Source organism: Pseudomonas sp. HPB0071, assembly GCF_000478505.2.
Lineage (GTDB): Bacteria > Pseudomonadota > Gammaproteobacteria > Pseudomonadales > Pseudomonadaceae > Chryseomonas > Chryseomonas luteola.
Genome location: NZ_KI517367.1, coordinates 3468241 through 3482890, shown reverse-complemented (window position 1 = coordinate 3482890; position 14650 = coordinate 3468241). Strand labels below are relative to the sequence as shown.

The following is a 14650-nucleotide window of genomic DNA, read 5'->3' as shown; positions in this document are numbered from 1 at the left end:
ATGAGTCGATACCGACCGCCTCGTAGTGCAGGCACCCCTTTGATTACGCCCGAAGGCGAAGCGCGCCTGCGCGCCGAGCTGCATGAGCTCTGGAATGTCCGTCGACCACAAGTCACGCAGTCCGTGAGCGAAGCGGCGGCCCAGGGTGATCGTTCAGAGAATGCCGAGTACACCTATGGCAAGAAAATGCTGCGTGAAATCGATAGCCGTGTACGTTTTTTGCGTAAGCGATTGGAGAATCTCAAGGTTATCAGCGAGCGGCCGGCAGATCCCAACAAGGTGTATTTTGGCGCCTGGGTAACCCTGGAAGATGACGAGGGTGAACAGGCTCGCTATCGAATCGTAGGACCGGATGAGTTCGACATAAAACTCAACCAGATCAGCATCGACGCCCCGCTGGCTCGTGCCATGGTCGGTAAACCGCTGGATGCGGAAATTACCGTGCAGACACCAACCGGCGAGAAGCGCTGGTACATCGTAGAAATTGATTACCCCTGACGCCGGGTAATCACGCCTTGCCGGGCAATCCGTGTCAATTCATGCACGACCGCAGCCGCCTGGTCCCTGGAAGGCGCTTCGATGACGGCGAAGTCAAACATGTCCTTGGCAAATTGGCTCAACTCCTGCGGTTGCTGGGCAAAACGGATCTGGAAGGAGCGAGAAGCAGGCCAACGCCTTGGCCAGCCTTCCAGATACCGGAGCAGTGTGGGCTGATGCAGTCCGCCAAGCAAAATGGAAGGATGCGAGCTGAGCGATCCGTGAGTAATGGGGGTCAGGCGCAATTGGCAGTGGGAAATGGTCATGGTGATGGTATCCGCCTCATAAGTCCCGCTGGTCAGCGGTGAGGCAATCACCGGCCAGCGCTTTAGCGGTATTTTTTGAGTCTCGATAGACTCGCGCCCCGCAAGTTGCTGTTTAAATCGGCGCATTCGAATCCTAGGCAAGCGGTACTCATGCTGTCAAGCACGGCGGTTTGCCAACCGGATTAACGACTGGTAATACGGATGCTGCGCTTGCCCTCTTCCAGCCGGTCACGCTCGCGGGCATACGCCAGATAGTATTTATTGACGCTGCTGACGTAATTGACGACGCCCATCCCATATTTTTCAGAGGCAATTCGCTCGACCTGAAAGAACCACTTGTTAGGGTTAAGCCCCTGTCGCTTCGCTTCGGTCCGCAGCCGCTGAACCCGCTCTGGTCCCAGGTTGTAAGCTGCGAGAACAAAAGCCCGACGCTCACGCTCATCCAGCGTGCGGCTTGAAAAGAATTGGCGGCGCAGCTTTGCCATGTAGCGAGCAGCAGCCTGCACATTGCCGTCAACCGTGCGAATATTCTTGACCCCAACGCTTCGGGCCGCCGATGGTGTAATTTGCATCAGCCCTGTTGCGCCACCGCTACCTTTGGCAGCGCCATCCAGACCTGATTCCTTGTAAGCCATAGCCGCCAGGGTTAGCCAATCCAGATTGTAAGTGTTCGCGTATCGCTTCAGGACCGGACGAACTTCGGTAAGCCGCTGGTGATCGTCTGCACCTAACGGATTCCGGACCTTGGAACTGCCTTTGTAGGCCTTTTGAAACGCCACATCGCTGCCGGTCGGCATACGATTTCCAGCCAGAAAGCCATTCACCGCTTTACGCAGTTCAGGGGTATCGCGCCGGACAAACCAAGTCATATCCTGCTGCTTGGCCACTACTAGCCGCCGCTCTACATGAAGCTTGGGCAAGACCTTGGCCCAGCGGTCTGCAATAGGCTGTTCAACGACCGTAAGGGAGAAGATTCCAGCGGAAACCATTTCCAGCACATCCTCAACACCCAGGCTGGAGTCAACCCGCTCAAGCTCGATGGGCTTGAGCTTACGCTTAGCCAGTTGCGCATTCAGCTCGCGCAACGCGGGTTCGGCTGCGCTACCGGCTGGCAGAGTGAGCTGGCGACCAGACAGCTGATCCAGACGAGTATAGCGACGCTGCCCTGATCGGCTGACGACTACAAGTGGCGTATTGGTCATCAGTGGATGGCTGCGTACGATCTTGGTCCCGATAGGCCCCGAAAACAGCTCACCCGGAGCAGCAATATCACCCTCACCCCGCTCTAGCGCAGCCAGTAATTCCTCTTTAGGCTTTGGGATGAAAACAACCTTGAGCGGCTGAGCCTTTTTGCCCTTGGCGTTGAGATACTGCTCGAAGGCATCAAGACGACGGTACTCTATGCCGATGGGCTTGCCGTCCAGTTCGCCGGAGCTGTTACGGTTCTGATTGACCAGGACACGCAGCACGCCTGCAGTTCGAATCGCAGACAGGTCACGTACGGTCTTCTCCTGCTTCCAGTGCTCTGTACTTCCGACCCGTGCCTGGGCAGGAAAAGGTGACAACAACAGCAGACAACACACAACAATAAGATGACGCGCCATCCGGTTCTCCATGGTTGGCCAAGCGCAAGACAAGGCGCAACGACGCCCTCCCTTTCCAGGAGGCAATGGAAGCCGAACTACCCATGAACACCGACATAATCCTGTTCATGATCGACTTTTTTATTAAATGGACAGACTGATACTCAGCTGGCCACCGTTTATTAGGTATTTCTCATGCAACTGATCGACATCGGCGTCAATCTGACTCATCCCAGCCTGGCGCGAGAAGCCGAAGCCGTTATTGAGCGAGCGCGCACAGCGGGTGTCGTTCAAATGGTACTGACCGGCACAAGCCTTGCTGAAAGCGAGGCTGCGCTCGAACTTTGCCGCACGCTGGATGACTCGAACACGCTGTTTACAACAGCCGGCATTCATCCACACGAAGCAGCAAGCTGGACCGCCACGACAGGTAACAGCCTCAAGGCGCTGGCAAAAGAGCAGAAAGTACGTGCTCTTGGAGAATGCGGGCTGGACTTCAACCGCGACATTGCTCCCCGCTCCGTGCAAGAGAAAGCGCTTGAAGAACAACTGGCCATAGCCGTTGAACTACAACTTCCGGTCTTCCTGCATGAACGAGACGCCAGCGAACGTCTGCTGGCCATTATACGCGATTTTCGCGACAAGCTTCCCGCGGCTGTCGTGCACTGCTTTACCGGCGAAAAACAGGCCCTCTATCAATACTTGGATCTGGACCTGCACATCGGTATTACCGGCTGGATTTGTGACGAGCGTCGCGGTACACACCTTCATCCGCTGATGAATGACATTCCCATGGGCCGCCTGATGCTGGAAAGCGACGCGCCTTATCTGCTACCGCGCACGCTACGCCCCAAACCCAAGAGTGGGCATAACGAACCAGCATTCCTGACTGAAGTACTGCATGAAGTGGCTCGCCATCGTCACGAGTCGCCTCAGGCCCTCGCCGCACATACCACAGTCACAGCCCGGCAGTTTTTCAACCTGCCGGTGATTGAAGCGAGTTTTGAAGATCCGACCTAAAGCTGCTCTTTATTGTGCCGTTAACCTGAGTGGAAAGAAGCGGTCGCCTCTGTAGACCGCTTCGACATTTTGTTCCGGCTCTATGCTGGAAAAACTCCCGTTACGGACACAACATTCCATGAGTGGTTGGATTCGAGACATTTCCCTGAAGTACAAATTCTGGGCCGTCAACGCCGTTGCTTTCTTTACGACGTTGTTACTGGTCTTGTTTGCCATGCATCTTGAGCAGAATGCCCGCCTTGATGCCGGTCAGAACGCTGCCAGACTGGAAGCCAGCCATCTATCGACGTTAGCGGCTGCTCAATTCCCGGTTACAGACACAGCGGTGAAACTCAACGACACCGCTGCGCTAGCGCGCCTTGGAGTCGATGCAGTCTCGCTGAGTGGAAAGCGGGACTGGGTGGAACTGGAGCGCAGCGAAGCGCTGGCAGGAGCCTGGGTTGCCCAGACCTCCGATGGTCAGCCGTTTGCCATAACCGTGGAGCGGGTGAGCTTTGGCGAGGTCTTCATGCATCGCGCCTTCGAATACGGTGTGGCCGTTTTCGTGCTAATGCTGGCACTACTGTGCGCCTCTCAGCTTCTGATCCGTTTCATTCTGACCAACCTGCATACACTCAAGGATGTCATGCTGCACGTAGAGCGCAGCGGTGACCTGTCAGCACGAGTACCGCTCAACAGCCGTGACGAAGTCGGCCAGATGGCCAACGCGTTCAATGCAATGCAGGGGGGCTATCAACGTATTGTCATGACGGTGACCGAGACCGCCACTCGACTGGATGAGGGCGCAGCACGTCTGGCCAGCACGATGCGGGAAGTACAGCGCGGCATGTTGAATCAGCAGAGCGAAACGGACCAGACGGCAACAGCCATCAATGAAATGTCTGCAACGGTCCATCACATCGCCCAGCACACCGCCGACACTCGGGATCAATCCAAGGAAGCCGATCGTTTAGCCGGTGCCGGACAGACCGTAGTCGAGCGCGTCAGCCAGTCGATCTCCGGACTTTCCCAGGGTGTTCAGCAGACGGCTGAAATGATCCAGCATCTGGCTGACAACAGCCAGAAAATCAGCAGCGTCGTCAGTGTCATTCATGGTATTGCCGAACAGACCAACCTGCTGGCACTCAATGCTGCCATTGAAGCGGCTCGCGCGGGCGAAATGGGCCGCGGGTTTGCCGTCGTGGCTGACGAGGTCCGTAATCTGGCACAGCGTGTACAGGATTCAACCAACGAAATCACTCAGATGATTGCAACGCTTCAGGCAGGAACGCGCGATGCGGTTGAATTCATGAACGAAAGTTCGATCAAAGCAGATGGATGTGTTGAAGAAGCTGCCGAAGCCGGACAGGCCTTGGCGGCGATTGCTGGAGCCGTGGCGCAGATGCGCGACAGCAACACGCAGATTGCGGTTGCCGCCGAGCAGCAGTCTCACGTAGCAGAGGAAATGAGCCGCTCAGTGGTCGGTATACGAGACGTTACCGAGCATACCGTACGGCAGACATCCGATGCATCGGCAACCAGTCAGGAGCTGGCCGCATTGGCAGGTGACCTGAACAGGGCCATCCAACAGCTCAAGCTTTAAGCACAAGTAAACTATGGCTTTGATAGTGAGGAACGATTCGCGACCACATTATCAAAGCCCTTACAGTAAGTGTATCAATTAACAGGAGTGCAATCATGCGCCATATGATGAATCGGGCCTCCTCACGCGATACGGCACTGATGCTGTCGGTCCCGCTTGTCAGCCTGTCTGCGCTGACTGTTACCAGCGGCCTGCTGTGCCATAGTCTTGCCAGTGTTGCAGTGGGCGTTGTAGGTATCGTAGCGGCAATGGCGATCCAGTTTCACGAGCCGAGCAAGAAGTCCCACTCGCTTTTTGTCAGCTGATCGAGCGCTTTCTCTAGGCCTGATCAGCACTTTTTGATGTTCTTAGAGCGTTTTTCAAAGCCTTTAGCTGTGCTTTAAGAAGATGTTCATCCACAGTTTCGCGGCTGTAGCGCTGGCGTTCGAAGGTCAGGCAGAACGCTTCAATTTCGCCTTGCTGGTGAGGGAGTCGTTGAATAGTACGCTGCATGAAATGACGGACGGTTTCAGCTTTCTCACGAGTCAGTCCGTAGCGCCTTACCACTCGCTCGAACTGATTGAATAGCCGTGTTTGTGGGTCAGTTGCCTGTTTCCAGGGTTTGAGCAGCCATACCGCCAATAGCCCCATCAACAATCCCCCACTGCCAACAAGCGTCGCAACAAACGTGGCACTATCGACCTTGCCAAACCAATTCCGCAGCAGGTCGCCTTGCGTCTCAGCCTGATAATTTAGAACCCAGCGTTGCCAGCCATAGTTGAGCCTGTCCCACGCCATCCGGGCTTCGTTAAGCCAGGCGAGTTGTCGATAGCGCATCGGTGAGAAGGGTGACGACTCTAGAAAAGCACCTTCACCTCGTGCACTTGACAACGCATCCTCAAGGCCACGCTCTACCCGCTCGGGCGCGACTTGGGCCGTAGGGTCGGCGCTTACCCAGCCTTTTCCGGAAACCCAGTACTCTACCCAGGCGTGTGCATCAAATTGATGGACCGTCAAGTAATTGCCTGCCTGGTTGTATTCTCCTCCCTGATAACCCGCCACCATACGTGCAGGGATACCGGCGACACGCAGGAGAAATGTCATCGCACCAGCATAATGGGCGCAAAAGCCACGACGATGCTCAAAGAGAAAGGCATCGATAGCATTCGTCCCCCCGACTGGCGGTTTGAGGGTGTAAATAAAAGGCTCCACACGAAAATAGCGCAGTATCGCCTCTGCCAATGCCTGAGGCTCGGGATAGCGCTGCTGCAGATCTTTAATCCAGGCACGCGCTTGCAGGTCGTTGTTGGTAGGTAGTTGCAGTGCGCGCCGTGAGTTGGCCGGATTTATAGCTTCCTCGCGTATCACTTGCGGCCATGATGTCGCCTCGTACATCAAAGGCGTATCAACGGGTCTTCGGCGTTGCAGGTGGAAATCTCCGACCAGCCTGACGTCACTCTGATTGGTTTGCGGCACGTCTAGCGCAAACAGCCAAGGCTTCTGGCTTGGCTCCATAACCACTGTATAGTGAATAGCAACGCCAGCCGGTTGCCATTGTGGGGCAGTGCTGTAGGCAGTTTCCTGGCTGACCGACCAGCGCTGGCCATCGAAGCGCTCGAAAGTTACTGCTCTCCAGTAAAGCGTATTGCGTAGCGGAGGCGTCCCTTCGAAGCTGACTCGAAATGCCCGCTCGGCAGATTGGGAAAGTTCGGCAATCTCGCCGGGAGCGATATTGTCCGAAAGCCCCGTTACGGCCTTGTCACCCGATTGTGGCATTGACCACAACGGTCCCATGCGTGGAAAAAAGAGAAACAACACGAGCATGAGTGGCAGTGCCTGAAGCACCAGACTTCCGGCCAGCCTGTAGGTAGGCCATGGCCGATGCGCCATGCCGCTCTGTTGGAGGCCAATGAGCGCCGCTAGCAGCGTAGAGATGGGCAACAGGCTATACAAGGCGGCAAGAAAGCTGTCATCAAACAGGTAAGCAATGACAACCGCAAAAAAGCCCAGAAAGATCACTACCAAGGCATCCCGCCTTGTGTTCATTTCGACCAGCTTGAGCACAAACATTGAGATGAGCAGCGCGGTTCCGCCGTCCAGCCCGATCACCGTACCCTGGGCGAACCAGACACTAGCGGCAGCTACAATCAGCAAGCCGGCTTTTTCAATCCGGGTAGGTGCCCGAGCCCTCATCCTGAACTGCTGAATACGCCAGAACGCGCACCCCAGCCACAGCCCGACGATCCAGAACGGCAGATGGAACAAGTGGGGCGCAATGACTAATGCCTGGGCAACCAGCAACCAGGTCAGCGCGATACGGGGGATAGGTTGAACGGCTGTCATGAGGGCTGTCCGAACAGAGCCAGTGCCTTGAGCGATGCCGACTGATGTGCCTCACCGGTATCAGGGCCCAGCACGGTTCCTGGTAAGCGCAGCCCAAACCGTTGCTGCTTGGCGGAGCAAACCAGAACCCAGTGGCACAGTTGGGATAGTCGTGCTTCGACATCTCCGTCCAATACAGAAAAGTCGAGCCATAAATCACTGCCTGTCAGCATGGCGAAATCCCGGACCAATAGGCCCTGTCCACGCGAGTACGCTTTCCAGTCCAGCCGGCGACGTGAGTCCCCTGGTTGGTAAGGTCTGAGTCCCAGAAAATCATCAGCACCCTGCCCTTGAGTGCGGGCACCTTCGTCAGCGTCTGCGTCAAGACCCGCCGGCAACAGCAAATCACCCGGTATCGGTTTTGGGTAGATCAAGGCTTTCTGCTCCAGATCAAGCCAGCTCCATGCCACCATCAGCCCCAGCGGAAATCGGCTTTCTACCCGCAGCCTGCCGGGCCTCAACCATCCCCGCCTCACGGGTGTCAGGAAGAGGTCCAACTCACTGGCGCTACCTGCCTCGACATCGGTGTATTGAAGCGTGTCCTTACCCCACCCGATTGCAATGGCCTGATGGGCGCGCCCTTCATCGTCCAGACGCACCCGAAACCGCACGGGCTCGTCGACGAACGCTGGCGCTGACCCAGCTGCCGTCAACCGCAGTCCCGCCAGATTTCGATAGGTATGCAGGATGGTGACGATCCCAACCGAAAACAGCAGAAACGTCAGGCCGTACGCCAAGCTGTTCTGGTAGTTGATGGCTGCAAGCAGCATCAAAATCAACGCAACGCCAAACGCTGTGCCCTGGCGGGTGGGAAGGATAAAAATGCGCTTCTGGTGCAATACCATGGATGGCGCAGCGGGTATGCGTCGATCGAGCCAGGCGCTCCACTGACGACGGAAAAAACCTGCTTTCATAAGCGTCAGAGTGCCGGGACTTCACGGAGCAGCCATTGGACCAGCGCCCCGCCCCCATGACCGGCAGGATCAGCCTGATCCCGCAGACGATGTCCGGCTACGGCAGGCAAGACAACCTGAACATCCTCAGGAATTACATAGTCACGACCGTCCAACAGCGCCCAGGCGCGGGCGGCACCCAGCAGCGCCAGACTGCCTCTTGGTGAGAGACCCAGGGCAAAGTTAGGTTGCGTACGGGTTGCTTCGACCAGACGCAGCACATAGTCCACCACCGCATCGCTGGCATGGATATTGGGCACTTCGTTCTGGATAGCAGCCAGCTGCCGATGATCCAGCAGGGGCTCCAGCCTGGGAAGCTGGTCTCTACCCGACCCACCCAACAGCAATGCTCGCTCGGCTGCGCGGCCTGGATAGCCCAGCGAAAGCCGCATCAAAAAGCGATCCAGCTGGGACTCGGGCAATGCAAACGTTCCCCCCTGAGAAACAGGGTTCTGGGTCGCGATGACAAAGAACGGCTCCGGTAGTGGGCGAGTCGCACCCTCAATAGTGACCTGCCCCTCCTCCATCGCCTCCAGTAGTGCACTCTGGCTTTTTGGCGTTGCCCGGTTTATTTCGTCGGCCAATAGCAACTCGGTAAAAACCGGGCCTTGGTGAAAGACGAACTGCCCAGTGTCCTTGTCAAAGACAGAGGTACCCAAAATATCGCCAGGCAACAGATCGGAGGTGAACTGGATACGTTGAAACGAAAGGCCGAGTACCTTGGCCAGGGCATGGCTCAGCGTGGTCTTGCCCATACCGGGCAAGTCTTCAATCAGTAAGTGACCTTTGGCGAGCAGGCAGGTCATGGCCAGGCGGACTTGCTTGTCCTTGCCGAGCAGGACCCTGTCGACTGCTTGGAGACAGGTTTCCAGTTGCGCGTGCATTACGTTCTCCTTTTGAACAGCCCGATGCTACTTGAACCGTACAAGCGAAGAACAGGGCCTGAAATCTTTTGTGACGCTCGCAGGCAACGCTCATGCTAGAGCGAGCCATGCGAACATCTCCTAATTTCAGCGTAGATCAGCCAGGATAGCCGTCAATGCCGCCGCGGGATCACTGGCGCGGCTGATGGGGCGGCCGATCACCAGATAATCGGATCCGGCGTCCAGCGCCTCACGCGGCGTAAGAATACGACGTTGGTCATCCAGCGAACTGCCTGCCGGGCGAATACCTGGAGTGACCAGCTGCAGGCTGGGGTGAGCGGCCTTGAGCGAAGAGGCTTCCTGAGCCGAACATACCAGCCCGTCCATACCAGCGCGCTCAGCCAATCCGGCCAGACGCAGGACCTGCTCCTTGGGGTCGATGTCCAGACCGATACCTGCCAGGTCTTCGCGCTCCATGCTGGTCAGCACTGTCACGCCAATAAGCAGTGGCTTGGGGCCGGAAAGGGTGTCGAGCGTCTCCCGGCAGGCTGTCATCATACGCAAACCGCCCGAGCAATGGACGTTCACCATCCAGACGCCCTGCTCGGCAGCAGCCTTGACGGCCATGGCTGTGGTATTGGGAATGTCATGAAATTTGAGATCCAGAAAGACCTCGAAGCCCTTGGCATGCAGCGCTTCGATGACAGGTCTGCCGTGGGAAGTAAACAGCTCTTTGCCCACTTTGACGCGGCACTGCGCCGGATCGAGCTGATCCGCCAACGCCAGGGCACCCTCGGCAGTAGGAAAATCCAGGGCGACAATAATCGGTGTCTGGCAAGCAGGCATGGCACTCTCACATATGAATCCAGGGAAGCCCTATTGTCGCAGAAAGCCATTTCCCGGCAAAAGGATTGCTTGTCTGCTACACCCATGCACCAAAACAAAGAGTCACTTTTTGGCTGGCGCCCTACGTTTGGGCAGCTATGGTGTTAGAAAGCCGCCAAAAAGCCAATAACAGGCTGGCATGCTCGCTGCAATGGTTACCCGTGAACCCACTCGGTGAGAAGACAAGATGACTACACAATTAAAACCCGCCTTGGGCACCTTGCATCTCTGGGGTATCGCTGTAGGCCTGGTCATTTCGGGGGAGTATTTCGGCTGGAGTTACGGCTGGGGCGTAGCCGGAACGCTCGGCTTTCTGGTAACGGCGCTTATTATCGCCGCCATGTATACCGCATTTATTTTCAGCTTTACCGAGCTCACCACAGCCATTCCCCATGCAGGAGGCCCTTTTGCCTACAGCAGCCGTGCCTTTGGCGAGAAAGGCGGTCTGATTGCCGGCCTTGCCACGCTAATCGAATTTGTCTTTGCACCGCCTGCCATCGCCATGGCCATCGGCGCTTATCTGAATGTTCAGTACCCTGCGCTTGATCCCAAACTTGCAGCCGTAGGCGCCTACATCACATTCATGACACTCAATATTCTGGGCGTAAAGCTGGCAGCCACCTTTGAGCTGGTCGTGACCGTACTGGCCGTTCTGGAGCTGCTGGTCTTCATGGGCGTAGTAGCACCCGGTTTCAGCTTCGCCAATTTTGCTCTTAATGGCTGGGCAGGCTCGGATACCTTCGGTATGCCCGCCATTACTGGCATTTTTGCTGCCATCCCTTTCGCAATCTGGTTCTTTCTTGCCATCGAAGGCGCTGCAATGGCGGCCGAAGAAGCCAAGGATCCCAAGCGCACCATTCCCAAAGCCTACACGACGGGCATTCTGACACTGGTGGTACTGGCCATTGGCGTCATGCTTTTCGCAGGTGGCGTTGGAGACTGGCGTACGCTTTCCAACATCAATGATCCCTTACCGCAGGCCATGAAGATGGTGGTAGGCGAAAATTCCGGTTGGCTACACATGCTCGTATGGATCGGCCTGTTTGGTCTGGTAGCCAGCTTCCACGGAATCATTCTGGGATACTCCCGCCAGTTCTTTGCCTTGGCGCGAGCAGGCTATCTGCCCGTCGGACTCGCCAAACTGTCACGCTTCCAGACGCCCCATCGCGCCATCATTGCAGGTGGGGTCGTGGGCGTTGCGGCTATCTATAGCGACGGGCTCATCAACCTCCAAGGCATGTCGTTGACTGCCGCCATGATTACCATGTCGGTATTTGGTGCCATCGTCATGTACATCATGAGCATGCTGAGCCTGTTCAGGCTGCGCCGCACCGAACCTAACCTGCCGCGCAGTTACCGTGCGCCCGGCTACCCTTTCGTACCCGCGCTGGCATTGGCCATTGCACTGGTCTGCCTGGTCGCCATGGCATGGTTCAACCCAGTCATAGGCCTCGTCTTCCTGACCTTCATGGGCGTCGGCTTCGTCTACTTTCTTTTTACCGCACGCCAGCGTGCCCAGGCGCCCACGGATAGCCTGCTGAAGGTCAACGCCATATGAGCCTGATAGCACTTGTCCTCGGGATGGCCCTCTGAGACAGTCACAGAACCGGAGTGTGTATGATCTACCAGACCATCATCGGCCATCAGGCCTATCGCTTCGAAGACCTCAAGACACTTCTGGCCAAGGCCAGTCCGGCGCGCTCGGGTGACGAACTGGCCGGGCTTGTGGCCGGCTCGGCAGAGGAGCGTATGGCTGCCAGGATCGCATTGGCGGATGTCCCGCTCAAACGCTTTCTTGAGGAGGCCTTGATTCCCTACGAGCAGGACGACGTAACACGCCTGATCATCGACAGTCACGACGCGTTTGCATTTGCCCCTATCAGTCATCTCACCGTAGGCGATTTTCGTGATTGGCTCCTGCTCGACAGTACGGACAGCAAAACCCTGACAGCGGTCTCGCCAGGCATCACGCCTGAAATGGCCGCCGCTGTCAGCAAACTGATGCGCAATCAGGATCTGATCCTGGTAGCCAAAAAATGCCAGGTCATAACCCGCTTCCGCAATACGATAGGCTTGCCCGGCCATCTTTCGGTGCGCCTGCAGCCCAATCACCCTACTGACGATTTGCAAGGCATTGCGGCCAGCATGCTGGATGGCTTGCTCTACGGTGCAGGCGATGCCGTTGTCGGTATCAATCCGGCCAGTGACTCGCTTTCAACGTTGACGCCGCTGTGGGAGATGATGGATGAGCTGCGTCAGCACTTTGATATTCCCATGCAGACGTGTGTACTGACCCACGTCACCACCCAAATCAAGGCGATCGAAAAAGGCGCCCCGGTTGATCTAGTCTTTCAATCCATTGCCGGCACGCAAAAGACCAACGATAGCTTTGGTGTAACGCTGAGCCTGTTACAGGAAGCGCATGATGCAGCCCGTTCACTCAAGCGGGGCACGCTGGGCGATAACGTCATGTATTTCGAGACAGGTCAAGGCAGTGCCCTCTCCGCCAGCGCACACCATGGTGTTGACCAGCAGACCTGCGAAGCACGTGCTTACGCGGTCGCGCGGACGTTCAAACCGCTGCTGACCAATACGGTGGTTGGCTTTATCGGTCCCGAGTACCTCTACGATGGAAAGCAGATCATCCGGGCCGGCCTTGAAGACCATTTCTGCGCCAAGCTGCTGGGCGTCCCGATGGGCTGCGACGTGTGCTACACCAACCATGCCGAAGCGGATCAGGATGACATGGACACACTCATGACGCTTTTGGGCGTCGCCGGGTTGACCTACATCATGGGCATTCCAGGCGCTGACGACATTATGCTCAACTACCAGAGCACTTCCTTTCATGATGGACTTTATCTGCGCAGCGTACTGGATTTAAGGCGTGCCCCCGAATTTGAAGCCTGGCTGACCCGCATGTCCATTACAGAGCCCTCCGGACAGCTACGAGACATCAACCGCGAGCACCAGCTGCTACGTGCCCTGCCCCACCTGCCGGGAGCCGCATGATGACGACCGCCAAACCTACGCTGGTCCAGACAAACCCCTGGGACGAACTGCGCACCCATACGTCGGCACGTATAGCATTGGGCCGAGTTGGCTCAAGCCTCCCCACGGCGGAAGTACTTCGATTCGGCCTGGCTCATGCGCAGGCAAGAGATGCCGTACACCATCCGCTGGATGTCCACATGCTGAGCGAGCAACTCCAGTCAAAAGGTTTTCGCACGATTCATGTACACAGCCAGGCTGCGGATCGGCAGCAGTATCTATTACGCCCGGATCATGGCCGAATGCTGGATATCGCCAGCCGTGAGCAGTTAATGGCTGAAGCGCCTGCTCCGGACATCGCTATCGTCATTGCCGACGGGCTGTCGTCCTTTGCGGCCAGTAGCCATGCAGTTCCCATACTTGAGCTACTAAAGGAGCGTTTCGATACCGACTGGTCCCAAATACCCGTGGTCATTGCCGAGCAAGCCCGCGTGGCCTTGGGTGACGAGATTGGAGAGCGGCTCAATGCTCAGCTCGTAATCGTGATGATCGGAGAGCGACCTGGTCTTACATCACCTGACAGCCTCGGATTATACGTTACCTACCAGCCCCGCCGCGGACGTATGGATAGCGAGCGTAACTGTATTTCCAATGTACGGCCCGAGGGGCTACCGTACCGCTTGGCGGTTCATAAACTCGACTACCTGATCAAGCAGGCCTTAAAGCTAAAACTGACCGGGGTCAACTTGAAAGACGATAGCGTTTTACCCTTGCTTAAAAGCACTCCTACTGCCTAGACGGGTCTAAGCAGCATAGACTGTTTCATTTGCACGGAGGACTGCACCATGCCCTGGTATGCCTGGCTTTTCTTGATTATTGCGGTGGGCTCGATTGTAGGTAGCCTGTTGATGCTTCGCAGCTCGGCCAACAAGGTAGAGCTCACTGATGAGCAGCGTCAGCGGATCCGTCAGCGAAACGCGGAAATGGACGCCAAGGATGCCCGGAATCGCTAGATATCCTAAGTTGTGACTTAGCGCCTGAACTCAAACTGCAACTCAGCACCTTCGAAATCATCTGAGCGTTCGCGATTTAGTATTCGACCGCTCAGGTTGAATCGATCATTCTCCTCATGCTTGTCGAACAGCGGAGGAAGCATGCCCGTCGGCTCCTTTTGCTCTGCTGTAACAGGCACTGCGCTCTCGATAAGTTCTTTGGGAATACTCAGGTCAACCTTGAGTGGCTCCTCCGGTTCGGGAAGCTTCTGTTTTACAGTCTTGGGCACCGGTTTGGGCTTTGTTTTTTCAATAACCAGCTCAGGCTTTTTGTCCGGCTGAGGAGCCGGCACAGGCTCCTCATCAAAGCTTTCAGGGACACGGGAGGTGAGGATGGGTTCCTGCCGGGCCGAAGTGTCCGGTACTGGCTTGGCATGGGAAGCTGCTGGCGATACTGGTTTTGGCGCGGTCTGCTCTACAGAGGCCGCCTGCGGTTCGGCTGGCTTTTTGGGCGGTTCCTTTTCCGGCTTATCACACCCACTGAGTATCAATACCAGCGCCAGCCAGCACGGCTTATGACCACTCACCATCCAACGTAGAGTCCTCATAAGAAAGCC

The 14650-nt window shown here is 56.6% G+C and carries 15 protein-coding genes; 8 read left to right on the top strand and 7 right to left on the bottom strand.

Annotated elements, in window-relative coordinates:
• The gene (greB, locus tag HMPREF1487_RS16220; protein WP_010797766.1) at positions 1-498 is read left to right on the top strand and encodes a transcription elongation factor GreB; all 498 of its coding nucleotides are present in this window, start codon (positions 1-3) and stop codon (positions 496-498) included.
• Here the strand turns inward: greB and HMPREF1487_RS16215 are convergent.
• Together HMPREF1487_RS16215 and HMPREF1487_RS16210 are read right to left on the bottom strand one after the other, a co-directional pair.
• On the bottom strand, positions 489-803 hold the full coding sequence (locus HMPREF1487_RS16215) for a hypothetical protein (protein WP_037030853.1): 315 nt from the start codon (positions 801-803) through the stop codon (positions 489-491). The two genes, greB and HMPREF1487_RS16215, sit on opposite strands and share 10 nt — an antisense overlap.
• Before the next feature lie 182 nt (positions 804-985).
• Positions 986-2407 carry an MltF family protein gene (locus HMPREF1487_RS16210; protein ID WP_010797764.1) on the bottom strand — a complete coding sequence of 474 codons (1422 nt, stop codon included), beginning with the start codon at positions 2405-2407 and terminating at the stop codon, positions 986-988.
• 174 nt (positions 2408-2581) lie between these two features.
• Between HMPREF1487_RS16210 and HMPREF1487_RS16205 the strand changes: the two genes are divergently transcribed.
• The 3 genes from HMPREF1487_RS16205 (at position 2582) to HMPREF1487_RS16195 (ending at position 5293) form a co-directional block, all read left to right on the top strand.
• On the top strand, positions 2582-3406 hold the full coding sequence (locus HMPREF1487_RS16205) for a TatD family hydrolase (protein ID WP_010797763.1): 825 nt from the start codon (positions 2582-2584) through the stop codon (positions 3404-3406).
• A gap of 118 nt (positions 3407-3524) precedes the next feature.
• Positions 3525-4988, top strand: coding sequence for a methyl-accepting chemotaxis protein (locus HMPREF1487_RS16200; protein WP_010797762.1), 1464 nt, complete (start codon positions 3525-3527; stop codon positions 4986-4988).
• A 95-nt stretch (positions 4989-5083) separates the two neighbouring features.
• On the top strand, positions 5084-5293 hold the full coding sequence (locus tag HMPREF1487_RS16195; protein WP_010797761.1) for a hypothetical protein: 210 nt from the start codon (positions 5084-5086) through the stop codon (positions 5291-5293).
• A 13-nt stretch (positions 5294-5306) separates the two neighbouring features.
• Here HMPREF1487_RS16195 and HMPREF1487_RS16190 read toward each other — a convergent pair whose 3' ends face one another.
• The 4 genes from HMPREF1487_RS16190 to pyrF all read right to left on the bottom strand — a co-directional run bounded on the left by HMPREF1487_RS16190 (position 5307) and on the right by pyrF (position 10011).
• Positions 5307-7310 (bottom strand): transglutaminase TgpA family protein, encoded by a 2004-nt coding sequence (locus HMPREF1487_RS16190; protein ID WP_010797760.1) that lies wholly within the window; start codon positions 7308-7310, stop codon positions 5307-5309.
• Positions 7307-8263: a DUF58 domain-containing protein gene (locus HMPREF1487_RS16185; protein ID WP_010797759.1), complete on the bottom strand. Its 957-nt coding sequence runs from the start codon at positions 8261-8263 to the stop codon at positions 7307-7309. Before HMPREF1487_RS16185 ends, HMPREF1487_RS16190 begins: the two co-directional genes overlap by 4 nt.
• A 5-nt stretch (positions 8264-8268) precedes the next feature.
• Positions 8269-9186, bottom strand: a complete 918-nt coding sequence (locus HMPREF1487_RS16180; RefSeq protein ID WP_010797758.1) for an AAA family ATPase — start codon at positions 9184-9186, stop codon at positions 8269-8271.
• Positions 9187-9312: 126 nt separating this feature from the next.
• Entirely contained in the window at positions 9313-10011 is a 699-nt protein-coding gene (pyrF, locus tag HMPREF1487_RS16175) for an orotidine-5'-phosphate decarboxylase (RefSeq protein ID WP_010797757.1), read from the bottom strand.
• A 226-nt stretch (positions 10012-10237) separates the two neighbouring features.
• Here pyrF and eat point away from each other — a divergent pair, with 226 nt between their 5' ends.
• The 4 genes from eat to HMPREF1487_RS26830 are packed head-to-tail and all read left to right on the top strand — an operon-like array spanning position 10238 to position 14054.
• Positions 10238-11608, top strand: coding sequence for an ethanolamine permease (eat, locus tag HMPREF1487_RS16170; RefSeq protein WP_010797756.1), 1371 nt, complete (start codon positions 10238-10240; stop codon positions 11606-11608).
• Between the two features lie 59 nt (positions 11609-11667).
• Positions 11668-13062 (top strand): ethanolamine ammonia-lyase subunit EutB, encoded by a 1395-nt coding sequence (locus HMPREF1487_RS16165; protein WP_010797755.1) that lies wholly within the window; start codon positions 11668-11670, stop codon positions 13060-13062.
• Positions 13062-13838, top strand: coding sequence for an ethanolamine ammonia-lyase subunit EutC (gene eutC / locus HMPREF1487_RS16160; protein WP_010797754.1), 777 nt, complete (start codon positions 13062-13064; stop codon positions 13836-13838). The genes HMPREF1487_RS16165 and eutC overlap by 1 nt, the downstream gene beginning before the upstream one ends.
• 48 nt (positions 13839-13886) lie before the next feature.
• Complete coding sequence (locus HMPREF1487_RS26830) at positions 13887-14054, top strand: DUF2897 family protein (RefSeq protein ID WP_010797753.1); 168 nt, start codon at positions 13887-13889, stop codon at positions 14052-14054.
• A 17-nt stretch (positions 14055-14071) separates the two neighbouring features.
• Here the strand turns inward: HMPREF1487_RS26830 and HMPREF1487_RS26335 are convergent, their stop codons facing one another.
• Positions 14072-14641: a hypothetical protein gene (locus HMPREF1487_RS26335; RefSeq protein WP_010797752.1), complete on the bottom strand. Its 570-nt coding sequence runs from the start codon at positions 14639-14641 to the stop codon at positions 14072-14074.
• Between the last annotated feature and the right edge of the window lie 9 nt (positions 14642-14650).